The 14,258-nt window shown below is 64.4% G+C and carries 19 protein-coding genes; 16 read left to right on the top strand and 3 right to left on the bottom strand.

Annotation, left to right across the window (positions count from 1 at the left end):
• Window positions 1-113: 113 nt before the first annotated feature.
• Window positions 114-347 (bottom strand): hypothetical protein, encoded by a 234-nt coding sequence (locus Q0K15_RS08405; protein ID WP_294515207.1) that lies wholly within the window; start codon window positions 345-347, stop codon window positions 114-116.
• Window positions 348-412: 65 nt separating this feature from the next.
• Here Q0K15_RS08405 and Q0K15_RS08410 point away from each other — a divergent pair, with 65 nt between their 5' ends.
• From Q0K15_RS08410 to mreB, 7 genes are all read left to right on the top strand, one after another.
• A complete protein-coding gene (locus Q0K15_RS08410; protein WP_294515209.1) occupies window positions 413-676 on the top strand; it encodes a helix-turn-helix transcriptional regulator in 264 nt (87 codons plus the stop codon).
• 158 nt (window positions 677-834) lie between these two features.
• Window positions 835-1,320: a small multi-drug export protein gene (locus Q0K15_RS08415; protein WP_365933662.1), complete on the top strand. Its 486-nt coding sequence runs from the start codon at window positions 835-837 to the stop codon at window positions 1,318-1,320.
• A gap of 45 nt (window positions 1,321-1,365) precedes the next feature.
• Window positions 1,366-1,707: a hypothetical protein gene (locus Q0K15_RS08420; protein WP_294515211.1), complete on the top strand. Its 342-nt coding sequence runs from the start codon at window positions 1,366-1,368 to the stop codon at window positions 1,705-1,707.
• 34 nt (window positions 1,708-1,741) lie between these two features.
• On the top strand, window positions 1,742-3,955 hold the full coding sequence (locus tag Q0K15_RS08425) for an ATP-dependent RecD-like DNA helicase (RefSeq protein WP_365933665.1): 2,214 nt from the start codon (window positions 1,742-1,744) through the stop codon (window positions 3,953-3,955).
• A gap of 216 nt (window positions 3,956-4,171) precedes the next feature.
• Entirely contained in the window at window positions 4,172-4,348 is a 177-nt protein-coding gene (locus Q0K15_RS08430; protein ID WP_294515213.1) for a hypothetical protein, read from the top strand.
• Window positions 4,345-5,007 (top strand): phosphoribosyltransferase family protein, encoded by a 663-nt coding sequence (locus Q0K15_RS08435; RefSeq protein WP_294515214.1) that lies wholly within the window; start codon window positions 4,345-4,347, stop codon window positions 5,005-5,007. Before Q0K15_RS08430 ends, Q0K15_RS08435 begins: the two co-directional genes overlap by 4 nt.
• Window positions 5,008-5,289: 282 nt before the next feature.
• Complete coding sequence (gene mreB, locus Q0K15_RS08440) at window positions 5,290-6,312, top strand: rod shape-determining protein MreB (protein WP_130848472.1); 1,023 nt, start codon at window positions 5,290-5,292, stop codon at window positions 6,310-6,312.
• A gap of 68 nt (window positions 6,313-6,380) precedes the next feature.
• Here mreB and Q0K15_RS08445 read toward each other — a convergent pair whose 3' ends face one another.
• On the bottom strand, window positions 6,381-7,319 hold the full coding sequence (locus Q0K15_RS08445; protein ID WP_294515217.1) for a 2-dehydropantoate 2-reductase: 939 nt from the start codon (window positions 7,317-7,319) through the stop codon (window positions 6,381-6,383).
• A gap of 140 nt (window positions 7,320-7,459) precedes the next feature.
• Between Q0K15_RS08445 and Q0K15_RS08450 the strand changes: the two genes are divergently transcribed.
• The 9 genes from Q0K15_RS08450 to Q0K15_RS08490 all read left to right on the top strand — a co-directional run bounded on the left by Q0K15_RS08450 (window position 7,460) and on the right by Q0K15_RS08490 (window position 14,053).
• A complete protein-coding gene (locus tag Q0K15_RS08450; RefSeq protein WP_294515219.1) occupies window positions 7,460-8,422 on the top strand; it encodes a D-2-hydroxyacid dehydrogenase in 963 nt (320 codons plus the stop codon).
• 128 nt (window positions 8,423-8,550) lie between these two features.
• Complete coding sequence (locus Q0K15_RS08455) at window positions 8,551-8,895, top strand: PadR family transcriptional regulator (RefSeq protein ID WP_294515221.1); 345 nt, start codon at window positions 8,551-8,553, stop codon at window positions 8,893-8,895.
• Window positions 8,895-9,755 carry a permease prefix domain 1-containing protein gene (locus Q0K15_RS08460; protein WP_294515223.1) on the top strand — a complete coding sequence of 287 codons (861 nt, stop codon included), beginning with the start codon at window positions 8,895-8,897 and terminating at the stop codon, window positions 9,753-9,755. The genes Q0K15_RS08455 and Q0K15_RS08460 overlap by 1 nt, the downstream gene beginning before the upstream one ends.
• A complete protein-coding gene (locus tag Q0K15_RS08465) occupies window positions 9,752-10,402 on the top strand; it encodes a DUF5044 domain-containing protein (protein ID WP_294515225.1) in 651 nt (216 codons plus the stop codon). Before Q0K15_RS08460 ends, Q0K15_RS08465 begins: the two co-directional genes overlap by 4 nt.
• Window positions 10,403-10,413: 11 nt before the next feature.
• Window positions 10,414-11,220, top strand: a complete 807-nt coding sequence (locus Q0K15_RS08470) for a permease prefix domain 1-containing protein (RefSeq protein WP_294515227.1) — start codon at window positions 10,414-10,416, stop codon at window positions 11,218-11,220.
• Window positions 11,217-11,921: a DUF5044 domain-containing protein gene (locus Q0K15_RS08475; RefSeq protein WP_294515230.1), complete on the top strand. Its 705-nt coding sequence runs from the start codon at window positions 11,217-11,219 to the stop codon at window positions 11,919-11,921. Before Q0K15_RS08470 ends, Q0K15_RS08475 begins: the two co-directional genes overlap by 4 nt.
• A gap of 13 nt (window positions 11,922-11,934) precedes the next feature.
• A complete protein-coding gene (locus tag Q0K15_RS08480) occupies window positions 11,935-12,720 on the top strand; it encodes a permease prefix domain 1-containing protein (protein ID WP_294515232.1) in 786 nt (261 codons plus the stop codon).
• The gene (locus Q0K15_RS08485) at window positions 12,717-13,439 is read left to right on the top strand and encodes a hypothetical protein (RefSeq protein WP_294515234.1); all 723 of its coding nucleotides are present in this window, start codon (window positions 12,717-12,719) and stop codon (window positions 13,437-13,439) included. The genes Q0K15_RS08480 and Q0K15_RS08485 overlap by 4 nt, the downstream gene beginning before the upstream one ends.
• Before the next feature lie 101 nt (window positions 13,440-13,540).
• Window positions 13,541-14,053 (top strand): S-layer homology domain-containing protein, encoded by a 513-nt coding sequence (locus Q0K15_RS08490; protein WP_294515236.1) that lies wholly within the window; start codon window positions 13,541-13,543, stop codon window positions 14,051-14,053.
• An 81-nt stretch (window positions 14,054-14,134) separates the two neighbouring features.
• Here the strand turns inward: Q0K15_RS08490 and Q0K15_RS11130 are convergent.
• A partial coding sequence (locus Q0K15_RS11130) for an IS3 family transposase (RefSeq protein WP_365933674.1) occupies window positions 14,135-14,258 on the bottom strand: 124 nt, incomplete at its 5' end.

Here is a 14,258-nt window from a genome sequence, read left to right on the forward strand (position 1 = left end):
CATGGGGCCGGTGACGGCGGCGGCACCATCGTGGCCACCGGCACCCCTGAGGAGGTGGCGCAGTGCGCCGCCTCCTACACCGGCCACTACCTGAAAGGGGTGCTGGAGCGGGGTTAATTACCCCCCTTGGGCCAAAAGCTCTCCGACAGGCCCAGCCCCGTCCGCAGGCCCAGCACAAAGGCCTGAAGGGAGAAAAATTCCCGGCATTTGTTGAAATTCGCCCGGTCCTCGGGGGTCAGATTGCCGTCCATGAGGGAGAGGTCCAGTTCGTAGCCGCTCCCCGGGACGTGCTCCTCCTGGTAGGGGTAGATGTAGCGGGCATACAGCCATGGCAAGAATCCAGTCAAAATACCACCTCCTATGTCGTATATTATATACGTCTTTTAATGTCGTGTCAAGTAGGTGAGCAACGATGGAAAAAATCATGGGGCCCTTTGGCGACCGACTGAAAGCCCTGCGGAAGGGAAAGAAGCTCAAGCAGTCGGATATGGCCCTTCTGCTGGACTGCACGGACCGCCACTATCAGCGCATGGAATACGGATATGTCAATGTGCCGTCCCTAACCCTTCTGAAGCTGGCAGACTATTTTGGTGTTACAACCGACTATCTTTTGGGGCGGGACCTGCCGCCTGCCGGCGGTCCTCCCCTTCCCGGGGCACAGGAAGCCCAGCCATAGAGCGGCCCCCGGGGGGCCCTTCTATTGCCGCGTCCTCTGCGCCGCCGGCGCACGGAGGGCGGGGGTCGGCGAAAGCCGACACTTTCAAAAATTTTATCAATTTTTTATCGTCAATTCGACCCGGTCTATGGTACAATGGTCGCCGAGGTGAACGCAACTTGGAGCTTTTGCAATGGATCAGTGAGACGCAGCTGGGGGCCTTTCTCTCCACCGTGGTGGTGTCCATGGCCCCCGTTCTGGAGCTGCGCTTTGGTATTCCCTGGGGAGTGGCCCACGGGCTGCCCCACCTTTCCGCCTTTCTGGCCGCCGTCATCGGCAACATGATTCCCCTGCCCTTCATCGTGGTCTATATCCGCCGCATTTTCAAGTGGATGCGCCACCACCTGCCCCAGTTTGACCGGTTGCTGGACAGGCTGGAGGCCAAGGCCCACCTGAAGGGCCGCAAGGTCACCAAATACCGCTATCTGGGCCTGATGATTTTCGTGGCCATCCCCCTCCCCGGCACCGGAGGCTGGACCGGTGCCCTGGTGGCCGCCTTCCTGGACATGCGCCTGCGAAAGGCCATGCCCGCCATTTTTGCCGGCGTCCTCATTGCCGGATTCCTGATTACCGGCATCACCTACGGTTTCACCTCGATTTTTTGACCCTTTCCCACCTCCGCGCATAGGATGGCGCGGAGGTGGATCGTTTTGCTGTACGCTGCTGGAGAGATCATTCTGTCCCTGCTGGCCGTTTTCGGCCTCTTTTCCGCCCTGTGGCTCCTCTTCCGCCGGGCTATGTTCGCCCAGGCCGGGGACCAGCCCGGCGCCTGCGCCGTGGTGGCCGCCCGGGGGGACGGCTCCGGCCTGGAGCAGACTGTGAAGGAGCTTCTGTGGCTGCGGCTTGGAGGCTCCCGGCACTACGCCGTGCTCATCGCCGACGCCGGCCTGGACACGAAGGGCAAGGCCATGGCCGCCGCCCTGGCCAACAGCCTGCCCGAAGTGCTGGTCTGCCCTATGGAGCGGCTCACCGATTACCTGGACCTCCTGTGAGGTCCTATCTTGACTGGAAGGAAGTAGGATGCACGTGGAGGCGACCAAAGAGCTCACCCTGATGGAGGGGACGGTGGAGTCCGTCATCTTCCGCAACGAGGAAAACGGCTACACCGTCCTCCGCCTCAGCGTGGGGGACGGCGAGCCGGTGACGGTGGTGGGCTGCATGCCCGGCGCCGCCCCCGGCGAGGGTCTGGCCATCCAGGGCACCTGGGGCCGCCACTCCTCCTACGGCGAGCAGTTCAAGGCCGAGATCGTGGAGCGGCGCATCCCCGTGGGAGAAAAGGCCATTTTTGAATACCTGGCCTCCGGCGCCGTCAAGGGGGTGGGCGCCGCCACCGCCCGGCGGCTGGTGGAGGAGTTCGGCTCCGACACCTTCAACGTCCTGGAGGAGCACCCCGAACAGCTCACCAAGATCAAGGGCATCACCCGGAAGCGGGCCCTCCAGATCGGAGAGGCCTTCCGGCTCCAGATGGGCATGCGGCGGCTGCTGGACTTTCTGGGGGAGCACGGCCTGCCCCTCCAGCTGGGCATGCCCCTCTACCGCCGTTACGGCGACCTGGCCCTGGATGTGATCCGGGACAACCCCTATCTGCTGGTGGATGAAGAGCTGGGGGTGTCCTTCTCCACCGCCGACGAGCTGGCCCTGGCCATCGGCCTGGACGGGGAGGACCCCCAGCGGCTGGAGGCCGGTATCCTCTTCGAGCTCACCCACAACCTGAACAACGGCCACACCTTCCTCCCCGTACAGAAGCTGCTTTGGGCCACGGGGCAGCTCATCAGGGTGGAGGGGGCCGGTCTGGCGGAAGCCTTGGACTCCCTGGAGCACCAGGGGCTCCTCACCCGGGAGGAGGTGGCCGGGGAGGACGCCTGCTACCTCTCCTCCATCCAGGAGGCGGAGGAGTATGTGGCCTGGCGGCTGGAGGAGATGTGCACCCGGGAGCTGCTGCCCCCCGCCCACCTGGACCGGCTGCTGGACAACATTCAGGCCGACCAGGGCATCACCTACGCCCCCCAGCAGCGTGAGGCCGTGGCCCTGGCGGCGGAGCGGCAGGTGATGCTCCTCACCGGCGGCCCCGGCACCGGCAAGACCACCTGCCTCCGGGGCGTGCTGGCCCTCTTTGACGCCCTGGGGCTGGAGACCGCCCTGGCCGCCCCCACCGGACGGGCCGCCAAGCGGTTAGGCGAGGCCTGCGGCACCGAGGCCGCCACCATCCACCGGCTGCTGGAGACCCAGTTTGACCAGCACACCGGGCAGCTCATCTTTGCCCACGACGAGGACGAGCCCCTCTCCGCCGACGCCGTCATCGTGGACGAGGCCTCCATGGTGGACGTGCCCCTCATGCGGGCCCTCCTGGCCGCCCTGCGCAACGACTGCCGCCTCATCCTGGTGGGCGACCCCGACCAGCTCCCCTCCGTGGGTCCGGGCAACCTCCTCTCCGACCTCATCCGCAGCGGCAAGGTGCCCACCATCTGCCTCACCGAGATTTTTCGGCAGGCCGCCGAGAGCGCCATCGTCATGAATGCCCACCGGGTGGACCGGGGCGAGCTCCCCGACCTCACCAACCACCAAAAAGACTTCTTCTTCCTCCGTCGCCGGGACCCTGTACGGACGGCGGAGACCATCGTGGAGCTGGTCCAAACCCGGCTACCCCAGAACATGGGCATCCCCGCCGACCAGATCCAGGTCCTCTCCCCCACCCGCAAGCATCAGAGCGGCACCCTGGCCCTCAACCAGCGGCTCCAGGAGGCCCTCAACCCGGCCCAGCCCGGCAAGGGGGAGCGGCGGTTTGGCCCCTACCTCTTCCGCCTCGGAGACCGGGTCATGCAGGTGAAGAACAACTACGACATCATGTGGAAGGACCGGGAGGGCCGCTCAGCGGGCCTGGGGGTCTTCAACGGCGACATCGGCCGCATTACCGACATGGACCCCCGGGGCGAGGTCATCACCGTGGATTTCGACGGGCGGCTGGTGGAGTACGGCCCCGAGATGCTGGGCGAGCTGGAGCCCGCCTACGCCATGACCGTCCACAAGGCCCAGGGCAGCGAGTACCGGGCCGTCATCCTGGCTGTCAGCGACGGCTCCCCCATGCTCCTCTCCCGGGGCGTCCTCTACACCGCCATCACTCGGGCCCGGGAGCTCTTCATCCTGGTGGGCGACGACGAGAAGGTGGCCCAGATGGTGCGCAACGACCGCCAGCAGCGGCGCTACTCCGGCCTTCGGGCCCGGCTGGCCATGGGGTCGTAAGGCCCCATCGGGCCGCCCCCGTCCTCTGATACGGAAGGCGCGGCGACGGTGGGCCCCCGGGGGGTACATCCAATCGGGGGGGCCGCAACCCCCAGGCGCGGCAAGGATTCGAGGGTTATTTTCAAAATTTTAAGCAATAAAAATGCACTAATTATTATTTAATTTTTATTGCACGGGATATGCTTTGTTTACCTCACAGAAGAGGAGATAAGGCATATGGAAAAACGAACCCATCTGAGCATCCGCATGGATGCAGAGCTCCACGACAAGCTGCAATGTGTGGCCGCCTATGAGGGCCGCTCCATGAGCCGGCAGATCCTGCACCTCATCACCACCTGTGTCCGGGAATTTGAAAAGGAGCACGGTCCCATCGACCTGGAGGAGTCGCCATGACCGGGCCGGTGGAGGTCCTGCTGGACCTGATCTTCCCGCCCAAGTGCGTCTTTTGCAAAAAGCTGCTGCGCAAGGGCGAGGACGGCATCTGCGCCCGCTGTCAGGAGCACCTGCCATGGTGCGTTGGGCCGGAGGCCGAGCAGAGCATGGAGTTTATCTCCCTGTGCGCCTCCCCCCTCTGGTACCAGGACGAGGTGCGGGAATCCTTCCACCGCTATAAATTCAAGGGTTCACGGGGCTACGCCAAGGTCTACGGCCGCCTCATGGCCCAGTGCGTCCGGGACCACCTGGCAGGACGGTACGACCTCATCACCTGGGTGCCGTTGTCGGAGCAGCGCCGGAAAAGCCGGGGCTATGACCAGGCCATGCTTCTGGCGGAGGCCGCCGCCCTGGAGCTGGGGGACGTAGCCGCCGAGACCCTTACCAAGGTGAGGGAAACCGGCGCCCAGTCCGGCCTGGGTAAGGACGACAGCGCCCGCCGGGCCAACGTGCTGGGCGCCTACCGCCCCACCGACCCGGAACTCATCGCCGGGCAGCGCGTCCTCCTCATGGACGACGTGGTCACCACCGGCTCCACCCTCTCCGAGTGCGCCCGGACCCTGCGCACCGCCGGAGCCGCCGATGTGGTCTGCGTCACCCTGGCCCGGGCCAGGAAATAGCTCCCAACCCGCCCGATCTGGGTCGACCACCGCATAAAGACGGTTTTCTCCCCCTTTACAGGGCGATTTTCGTGTCTTCTTTTTGAAATTGAGGTTGAAATGCGTCGGAACTCCCTATATAATAGTGCTACTAGACCGGTCTGACCGCCGGGGAGCTCCGTTTCGTCGAGGCCTACCGGCCTCCGGCGGGGCACTTTTTCAGCCGTCATTTTACAAAGGGGATAAACTATGGGTCTCTTGGCTAAAATAAAGGAAAAGCTTAAACTGTTTCGAGGTGCTGGTATGTTCGCGAAAGACATCGGTATCGATCTGGGTACCGCTTCCATTCTGGTTTACGTAAAGGGCAAGGGCGTGGTGCTGCGGGAGCCCTCCGTGGTGGCTATGGACAAGGACAAGGGCACCCTCCTCAAGGTGGGCACCGAAGCCCAGCAGATGCTGGGCCGTACCCCCGGCAACATTGTCGCCATCCGTCCCCTCCGTGAGGGCGTCATCTCCGACTTCGACATGACCGAGCGCATGCTCAAGGAGTTCATCCGCAAGGCCGCCTCCTTCCGCCTCTTCAAGCCCCGCGTGGTCATCTGCGTCCCCTCCGGCATCACCGAGGTGGAGGAGCGCGCCGTGGTAGACGCCGGCATCCAGGCAGGCGCCCGCCGGGTCTTCCTCATCGAGGAGCCTCTGGCCGCCGCCATCGGCGCCGGCATTGACATCACCAAGCCCGACGGCCACATGGTGGTGGACATCGGCGGCGGCACCACCGACATCGCCGTCATCTCCCTGGGCGGCATCGTGGAATCCACCTCCATCAAGATCGCAGGCGACCAGTTTGACGAGGCCATCATCAAGTACATACGCCGGAAGCACAACGTGCTCATCGGCGAACGTACTGCTGAGGAGATCAAGATGCAGATCGGCTGCGTCTTCCCCCGCCCCGAGGAGCAGTCCTTCGAGGTCAAGGGCCGCTGCCTCATGACCGGCCTGCCCCGTGTCTTCACCGTCACCTCCTCCGAGATGATCGAGGCCTTCGAGGAGGTTTCCACCCGCATTCTGGAGGCCATCCACGGCGTGCTGGAGCGCACGCCCCCCGAGCTGGTGGCCGACATCTCCACCAACGGCATCGTCATGACCGGCGGCGGCAGCCTGGTCTGGGGCTTTGACAAGCTCATCGAGTCCCACACCGGCATCGAGACCTATGTAGCCGACGACGCCATCTCCTGCGTGGCCTACGGCACCGGCAAGAGCCTGGAGTGGGTGGGCGAGATGCAGGACGGCACCATGAATATCTCCCGCCGGAAGCAGATGAACTGAGGCGGCGCACACCTTCACAAAAAACAAGCGGGATGGCGCGGTCGCGCCATCCCTTTTCCTTTCTCCGCTCACAGTCCGGGGATCGTCCCGGCGTTCTTCTCCTCCTGCACCCGGATGCCGTGGAGCATCAGCTCACTGTACGGGGTGGGGATGCCGTGCTTATTCCCCAGCGCCACCATGGCGCCGGCGAAGAGGTCCACCTCCGTCTTCTTCCCCCGCTCCAGGTCCTGGAGGGTGGATGGCCGGTTGGATGGGTTCTGGCCGTAGGTCACCTTGTCCCGGGCCGCCCGGTCGGCCTCGGTGAACTCCACCCCGGCCTCGGCTTTGGCCACTGCCGCCACCTCGTCCATGAGGGCCTTGCGGATGGCGTCGGCCTCGCTGCCCGGCCGGTAGGCCCCATAGGGCACCCCCAGCAGGGCGCAGGGCAGATTCTCGCTGACGTTACCCATGAACTTCACCCACAGGCAGCGGAGCATATCCGGCTCCACTGAATAGCGGATGCCCGCCCGGTCGAAGAGGTCGGCCAGGGCCTTCACCCGCTCGCTCCACGCCTCGTTTTTGGCCTCCCCGAAGCGGATGATCCCCCGCTGGGTATCGAAGTGGGCCACCCCGTTCTCCATGGAGGAGGCTACCCACATGCTGGCATAGAGCACCTTGTCCATGCCGTACACCGCTCCGGTCTGCCGGGCACAGTTCAGGCCGTTGAGCACCGGCAGCAATATGGTGTCCGGCCCCACCTGGTTGGCGATCTGCCCCAGAGCTTCCTCCAGGGCGTAGTCCTTCACGGCGATGATGACCAGGTCCGCCGGGCCGGTCTCCTCCCCCGGCTCCACAATGGATAGACGGCAATCCTCCCCATTGATGGTAACGCCCCGCTCCAGCCGCTTCCTGCGCTCGCCGTCGGCCATCACCCGAAAGTCATTCCCCAGGACTTTTTGCAGCCCCGGGGTGAAAAAGGCGCCCATGGCCCCCAGGCCGATGAGCACCGCGCTTTTGATCTGCTTCATCTCCACAGCCTCCCCGTTTCCCGCCCTCCGGCGGTTCCATTTCAAGCCCTCATTGTACGCCCTCATGCCGCCGCCGTCAACGGCGGAATTACCATTTGATTGAGCATGCTCATATCCACTACCTGCAAGGAGGTCTTCCCATGTCCGAGCTCATCTTCAACGCCCTTCCCCTCACCGAGGCGGAACGGGCTCAATTCAAAGCCGCCGCCCCCGGTGTGGAACAGCGTTTTCTCCCCCTCATGGACAACAGCGGTCTCACCGTCCCCCTCTCCGATCCCACCCTGGTGGCAGGGACCACCGTGGTGCTGGGCAGTCTGCCTGCCGACGTGCTCTCCGCCTCCCCCACCCTGAAGTGGCTCCAGACCTGGAGTGCCGGAGTGGACGTCTACCTGAAGCCCGGCTCCCTCCCCGACGGCGCCATGCTCACCTCTGCCGTTGGGGCCTATGGCCCCTCGGTGGCCGAGCACCTCTTCGCCTGTCTCCTGGCCCTCATGAAGCGCCTGCCCCAGTACCGGGACCAGCAGCGCGGCCACTGCTGGGCTGACCTGGGTACGGTAAAAACCCTCGCCGGCGCCACCGTGCTGGCGGTGGGAGCCGGGGACATCGGGCAGCGCTTCTCCGCCCTGTGTCAGACCATGGGGGCCCACACCGTGGGCCTCAAGCGTACCGTCTGCCCGCCTCCCGCCGGTCTGGACGAGGTACACAGCCTGGACGAGCTGGACCAGTGGCTGCCCAAAGCCGATGTGGTGGTCCTGGCCCTTCCCCAGACCCCCGCCACCATCCACATCATGGATCAGCGCCGGCTGGACCTCATGAAGGACGACGCTATCCTCCTCAACGGAGGCCGGGGCTCCGCCATCGACCCCCAGGCCCTGGCCGAGACCCTCCGGGTGGGCCGCCTGTGGGGAGCCGCCCTGGACGTCACCGAGCCGGAGCCCCTCCCCGCCGACTCCCCCCTCTGGGACATCGACAACCTGATCCTCACCCCCCACGTGGCCGGCGGCCTCCACCTGGAGGGCACCCGGGAGCGGATCGTGGCCATTGCCCTGGAGAACCTGAAGCATTATCTGGCCGGTGAACCTCTGAAAAACCGTATGAAGTAAACCAAAAGGCACGGAGCGCGTCTATAACGCTCCGTGCCTTTTCTTGGCTTGACATACCTAGAACTCCGAGGTATATTATACCTAGAAAGCCGAGGTATTTTTGATCTTGACAGAAAGGAGCGACTTCCATGAAGGCGGACAAAAATCTGCTCTCCGGCAGCACCACCCTGCTGGTCCTCTCCCTGCTCTCCACCGGCGACAAGTACGGCTATGAGATGATCGCCGAGCTGGACGCCCGGAGCGACCACACCTTCACCCTGAAGGAGGGAACCCTCTACCCCATTCTCCACGGCCTGGAGAAGGAGGGGGCGGTGAAGTCCTACACCAAGGAGGCCGACACCGGCCGGACCCGGAAGTATTACCGGATCACCAGAAAGGGCCTCAAGGCTCTGGAGGAACAGAAGAAGGAATGGGTGGAGTTCTCCGAGAAAGTGAACGCCATCCTGGCGGGCTGCGCGCCCGCCCTGGCCTGATGGACGCCTCTTTTGCCCGGTACTGCACCGCCGTCTGCGACCAGGTCCGTTTCCGGCCCGACCGGGCGGCCATCCAGTCTGAGCTGTGGGACCACCTGGAGGACCACGCCGCCGCCCTGGAGGAGGAGGGTCTCTCCCGGGAGGAGGCCAAGGCACAGGCGGTGGAGGCCATGGGCGACCCGGTGGAGGTGGGCAAGGCACTGGATGCCCTCCACTCTCCTGTGGCGGGTTGGCTGCTTCGGGTGCTTGGATGGCTCTCCAACCTGACGCTGGCAATCCTTTGCTTGGCAGTCTTTTGTGTCCTGATCTCCGACTCCGCCAACTGGTTCCACAACTTCTCCATTGACATCCGCACCCAGACGGAACGGCAGGTCGTGGCCCACTGGATTGATGACCAGGAGGACGGGCCGCTGGTCGCCGCCGGGGCCACGCTCACGACCTTTTGCCCTGATACCGCCGCACAGACAGAGGACTATTCTTTCTCCATCCCCTGCGCCGCCTGTTTTGTTACGGAAGGCTCCGATCCAAACCTCTACGTTCTTTTGAAGGTGGTCCACCCCCTCCCCTGGCTTCGCGCTCCGGAGCTGGACAACTGGATCTCTGCCTATGATGATCTGGGAAATCAGTATCCCTCCAGAAACGCCGTCCTTTCCGACTCTCAGCAATCCCAAGTCCGTTTCCCACATGTTTCCACCTCACAACTGTCCTATGCCCGCTACCTCTCTGCATTTGTCTCATATTATATTGTTCGGATAGGTGGTCTGGACCCAGATGCCGCCAGGATTACCCTAACCTTTGATCGCTTTGGCCAGCGGGAGTTCCTCCTCCCCATCTCCCTGGAAGGGGGCGGTCCGGCATGAAAAACGAACACCCCATCCTCACCCGACCTCAGCGTTTTTTCCGGTATGCCCTGCGCCTTGTTTTCTCTCTGTTTCTTCTCTGCATCGTCCTGGACTTCCCCATCCCCACCGCCGAGCTGGCCCGCCGGGCCACCGAGCGGCGGTACTACTTCGGCCCCTCAGAGGTTCTCTGCACCCTGGAGGAGCCCCTGAGCTGGGACCGCTCCTACGCCGTTCGCTGGGGTGACTGGTACGGCGTGGTCAGCATACAGCGGGCGGGACTGTTCTGGGACACAGGGTGGATGGAGACCGTGAAAAACGACCCGGACCTACCGCTGATCCCTCTCGAGGACAGCTTTTTCCTCTCTCAGCACGAACCCGTCATCGTCTTTTCCAATGATCCCGTCATCGTCTCGGTGACCCTGGAGTTCCCGGCAATACCGGGTACTGCGGAGGTCCAGCTGATAACCACCACCCAAGCCGAAGGAAACAACGGCTGTTTTCTCCTCTCCATTCCAGATCCCGACGGGGGTGGCTGGACCTACTCCTCCCGCTTCCGTCTCTCCGGTTATGACGCCGACGGAAAACTGGTGTGGCGCTCCCCCACCCCTACGGGCGCTCCCGAGGGCTGGGACGATCTCTTCGGCCCCGACGCTTTGGAACTGTAAGGAGGTGCTCCATGGACCGCCGACAATTCTGTGATACCGTGGCCCGGCAGCTCCGGTGCCGGTGGGAGGCCCCCACCGTCCGGCAGGAGCTCTCCGACCACATCCAGGACCACATGGACGCCCTTATCGCCGGCGGTATGGGCCGTGATGAGGCCGAGGAGGCCGCCGTGGCCGCCATGGGTGACCCGGAGGAACTGGGCAAAGCCCTGGACGCTGTCCACTCTCCCTGGCCCTGGCGGATCTTCTTCCTGTGCGCCCGGTGCTGCAAGATCGCTCTGGTGCTGGCCGTAGTTCTGACTCTCCAGAACCTGATGACCGAGGATCTGCCCTCCCCCCGGTTCCTCCCCACCGCCACGGCCTCCAACTCCTTTCAGGACCTGCTCCGGGAGAATTGGGACGAGGAGGTCCGGGCCACCGGCACCGTCACCGGCGGGGGCAAGCTGGGGGACTATGCCTTCCGCCCCCAGGGGGAGGCCCTGCTGGTCTACCGTCCCGACCATACATACGATGACGGCATCGTCTACCCCGGCGGCCTGCGGCTCACCTTCCTGGCGGAGACCGCCCACTTCCAGCCCTGGCTGGACGACGTGGACATCCCCTGGTATGCCCTCTCCGCCCAGGACGACCGGGGCAACACCTACGGCCCGGAGGATCTGGGTACCTATTCGGTGTCCACCAGCGGGCGGCTCCTGGGTTATCAGGAGTTCTCCCTCTACAACGGCGACCCGGAGGCCCGACGCTTCACCTTCACCCTGGCCGCCGCCGGGGAGCGGCTCACCTTTACTGTAACTCTGGAGGAAGGAGGGGATCTTACATGAGACTACGGGAGCGCTGGGAGGATCTGCCCATCCGCCTCCGGGCGGGACTCTCCGCCCTCTTTCTGGTCCTGGCCCTCCTCCTGCTGTGGTGGCTCTCCGGCTGGGCCTGGCCCACCCCCACCCTGGCCCACCGGGCTCTGGAGCGTGAGAATCTCTTTGGCCGTGGGGAGATCGTAGCGGAGGGGGAGATCACCCGCTCTGAGGAAGCCTCCCCCATGCATCAACCGGGCACCCACTTCGTCGTGAGTGAGCGGGATGGCCGCTACGCCGTCTCCGTCCTCCGGCCCAAGTGGGGCTTCCTGTGGCGGAGCACCGATGATCTCTTCTGGTCCTATCAGGTCCTCACCCCCACCGAGGAAAAACCTCTTGCCTACGGTTTCCTGGTCAGCGACCCCATCTATACGGTCAACTCCGGCCTGGTCCATACCTCCGGCTGGGAATACCTGTTGCTGGTGGCCTCCGGCGACCCGGACATCGTCCGGGTGGAGGTGACCGTGGACCTGGTGAACCGGGACCAGTTGGAACAGGACCCGGACTGGGGCCTCCGCCACGGGGTCACCGTGGAGGCCACGGAGACCGAACCGGGCAGCGGCCTGTGGCTTGCCCCCATCACCCTGGAAAAGAGCGGCGGCACTGTCTATGTGGTCCTCCGGGGCTACGACGCCGCCGGAGCACTGGTCTATACCTACATCCCTCAGTGAAAGGAGAGCTTCCATGTACCGCCACCAATTCTGTGAACTCGTCACCGGGCAGCTCCGGTGCAAGTGGGAGGCCCCCGCTGTCCGGCAGGAGCTTGCCGACCACATCCAGGACCACCAGGCCGCCCTCATGGCGGAGGGCATGGGCCGGGACCAGGCGGAGGAGGCTGCCGTAGCCGCCATGGGGGACCCGGAGGAGCTGGGCAAGGCCCTGGACGCCCTCCACTCCCCCTGGCCCTGGCGGATCTACCACGCCGTCCGGGCCGCCGCCATTTCCCTTCTGGTGCTGGCCCTCTGTCTGGGACTTGGAGCCTTTCTAGGAAGCGGCGATTCTGTGAGCTTTCTTTTGGAGGACCTGGGCTATGCCCTGAAGGAGCGGGACCCCCAGTACATCATGGACCGCTACGTCCTCACCGACAGTGACACCGTCCGAGCTGCCGGCACTGTTACCGGCAGTGGGGCCATCGGCCCCTACCGACTCTCCCCCTCGGGTAAGGCTCTCCTCCTGGCCCAGGAGGACGGAGATACCCGGCTGGCCTTTCTGGTCTCCACCTTCCACCCTCAGCTCTGGTTGGAAAGTCTGGACCCCGACAGTCAGCCTTGCTCCGCCGTAGACGACCTGGGCAACCGGTACAGCTCCGACCAGGTCTCCTTTCTGAGCACCGGCGGACATCTTCTGGACTTCTGCCGGGTCCTGTTGGAGGACCCCGCCCCCGCCGCCCGCCGCTTCACCCTCACCCTGGACACCGACCGGGGAACCGCAACATTTATCGTTACACTGGAAGGAGGCGAGGAGACATGAAACAGCGCCCGCGCCCCCTCTCTATCCGGGTCCGGCTGGCCCTGAGCCTCCTCCTGCTGGTGCTGACCTTCTTCCTGGCCTGGTGGGCCACCGGCTGGGCCTGGCCCACCAGGGAACTGGCCTACCGGGCTCTGGAGACCGCCCACGGCTTCGGTCCCGGGGAGATCGTGGCTCAGGGGGAGGTCACCTTTGAGAAGGGCTACTCCAACCAGAGCGGCGCCGACTTCTCCGCCTGGATGGCGGGTCGCTCCGGCGATTCCTTCGCCTTTTCGGTGCTGGAACAGGCCCCCGGCCCCCTGTGGCGGGGGAACGACCCGCTGCGCTATGCCTTCCAGGTCCTCACCCCTACGGAGGAGGTACCTCTGGCCGCCACGCTGCTTGCTCAGGCGGACGGGCCCTTCGGGAGCCGTCCCGTCGGCACGCCCTTTCTTTTTCATTCGGAATATCTGTGGGCCATCTGCGCCCTGGACCCCGCCATCGTCCGGGTAGAGCTGACCATGAACTACACTTACAAATTTGCTGTCGGCGACGGTTACAGTGATCCTATGGAGTCCGATCCCGTCACCGCCCAGGCCCAGCCCGTGGCGCAGGGGGTATGGCTGGCCCGGGTCCGGCTCCCGGACCCTTTGGAAGGCCGCAGCGGCGGTTACTCCGCCAACCATTCCCTCTGGGGCTACGACGCCGATGGACAACTGGTCTACGACTCCGGCCTTTCCTGACGGGAGCCTATATTTCCCATCCGCCCCCGACAGCCTTCCCCTTGACCTGCCTCCTAATAAATGGTATTTTATGGCACACCACTTTGAAGAGAGGGAGTGCCATGCGAATTTCCGCCGCCCTGCTTCTGCTGTTCCTCCTGCTGTTTCCCCGGGCCAGGGCCGCCTCTACCCCCGCTGCCGTCACCCGTGGGGAGTTTGTGGTCCTACTGTGGGAGAGTGCCGGGGCCGTCCCGGGAGATGCCGCCCAGGGCTTTTCCGACGTAGGGAAAGATGACAACTGCTCCACGGCGGTGGGGTGGGCGGCGGAGCGCCGGCTGGTGCTGGGCACCGGCGGCGGCCGCTTCGAGCCGGACCGCCCCATCACCCGGGAAGAGGTCGCCGTCCTCCTCCGCCGCTGGGCGGCCCTCCAGGGCCGGGACACCTTTCTCCCCGACGGCGTGGCCGAATGTAATGACTACGCCGATATCTCCCCCTGGGCCGACGACTCCCTCTACTGGGCCACGGACACGGGCCTGCTGGAGTGGTCCCCGGGCGGGCGGCTGGACCCTGGCGGCACCCTGACACCATCCGAGGCCATCGATATTTTCCACCGTTTCCGCTATGAACAGGCATAATAAATATCCCCCGGCGTAGTGTGAACTGCGCCATCTTGTGCGGACAGCACAAAAAAGATCCCTGGTGGCAAATATTGAGTATTAGGTGGAGAGGCGTCGCGCAAGCGGCGCCTCTCCAGTCTTTAACTGGATGCGCTCATAATTGTAAAAGTGGATATAACGGTCAATCATCTCGTTGGCCTCGGAAAAGGTAGCTGGTTTATGT

It is taken from the genome of uncultured Intestinimonas sp., from assembly GCF_944387245.1.
Classification (GTDB): Bacteria; Bacillota; Clostridia; order Oscillospirales; family Oscillospiraceae; genus Intestinimonas.